General features: G+C 44.8%; 3 protein-coding genes and 1 pseudogene. All 4 read left to right on the plus strand.

The window, feature by feature from the left end:
* The coding region (locus tag D1159_RS19375; protein WP_207709196.1) for a hypothetical protein at positions 1 to 235 on the plus strand (235 nt) is incomplete at its 5' end.
* Positions 236 to 250: 15 nt separating this feature from the next.
* Entirely contained in the window at positions 251 to 484 is a 234-nt protein-coding gene (locus tag D1159_RS18880; protein WP_161847121.1) for a hypothetical protein, read from the plus strand.
* A gap of 458 nt (positions 485 to 942) precedes the next feature.
* A complete protein-coding gene (locus D1159_RS19325) occupies positions 943 to 1,119 on the plus strand; it encodes a hypothetical protein (RefSeq protein ID WP_202621172.1) in 177 nt (58 codons plus the stop codon).
* An 84-nt stretch (positions 1,120 to 1,203) separates the two neighbouring features.
* Positions 1,204 to 1,333: pseudogene (locus D1159_RS18885) on the plus strand (recombinase); the annotation flags it as partial.

Below are 1,333 nucleotides of genomic sequence, written 5' to 3' on the forward strand. Positions count from 1 at the left end.
GCCCAGCAAAAATTTCGGAGTGTGGCCACACCCGAATTGCTTGCCGTTTGTGGAATTATATAAATTGAGCGTTTTAAGGCATGGCGCGGATTTTATACCTTTGGGACAAAATGTCCCAAAGGCTGAACGGACTTTTGAGGTGCTGTCCCTTTTCTTTCTCGGCGATATACGATGGCTTGTTTTCCCCCTGCCGCTATGTTATAATTCAAACGCCGAGTACAAATCAAGACTTTGATTGGAGGAATATAGCATGAAAAAGACAGGCTTGTTCTCTACATTGTTCATTATAGCTTTTATAGGTTCATATCTGTTTTGTTGCTATTTAATTCCGGGATGGAAAATTAAACTGGATGTTGACCCTATGACATATTTTTTTGAGAGCATAAAACATATGGCACTTTTGAAAGGATTGATTTCGCTTGTTGTCGGCTTAATCGTAGGCGCAATTCCTGTGGCTATAAAAAAAGCCGTACATAAAAATTGATAATGAGAGAAAGTTTTTCCCCGCCACTGAACAGCAGACGGCCCCGGCTGGGCAAGCTGGCAAACATAAAAAGGATTTTGAAAAATTCCCGCTGGGCCAGTCCGAAAAGCATCCCAAAATGTCCCGGTTAGTAAGGGGAGGTTTTTCAAAAAAATATGCGGCTACCGTCTCCATTTGCTCCGTTTTTCTGGTGGTATATAAGGGGACAACGATGGAGCCGGGATAGCCAGGGCAGGTTTTCTGAATAATCTCCATCAAGCCCCCTCTTTTCTGTCCGCTTTTCTGGTGGTATATGAGAGGGCAACGCCGGAGCCGAAAATAGCCGGGACGCATTTCCTACATAGTCCCCATGAAGTTTGGGACATTTTGTCCCAAAGCTGAGGCAAGCCAAAGGGCGACACTGTAAAAGGTGCCGCCCTTTTCTGCTGTCAAAAATTTTATGAAATGGGAGGGAGTTCATGCAAACACAGCCAAAGTATCAAAGCGAAGTTACAACCGTTGTTATGGGAGAGCGGACAATCACCATCAAAAATCTCACCCCCATTCTCCCCCAAAAGGAACGGGAAAAGCGCAAACGCGAGGTAGAACAAAAGCTGTTTGACGTGTTCAGCAAGTACGCCGGACAGCGTGTGTAACCCATCGACATCCTTGTGATATGGGGCCGCCCGAGGTATAATATAATTGTAGGTTGGCTCCCGTTTAACGGAAGGGAGCTAATTATGGATAGTAGAATAGATGCGATTTATGGGCGGCAGTCGATTGACAAAAAGGACAGCATTTCTATTGAAAGTCAATTTGAATTTTGCCGTTACGAGTTAAAGGGCGGTGAGGCGAAAGAATACAAGGACG

The sequence above is a fragment of the Pseudoflavonifractor sp. 524-17 genome, assembly GCF_009935845.1.
Lineage (GTDB): Bacteria > Bacillota > Clostridia > Oscillospirales > Oscillospiraceae > Pseudoflavonifractor_A.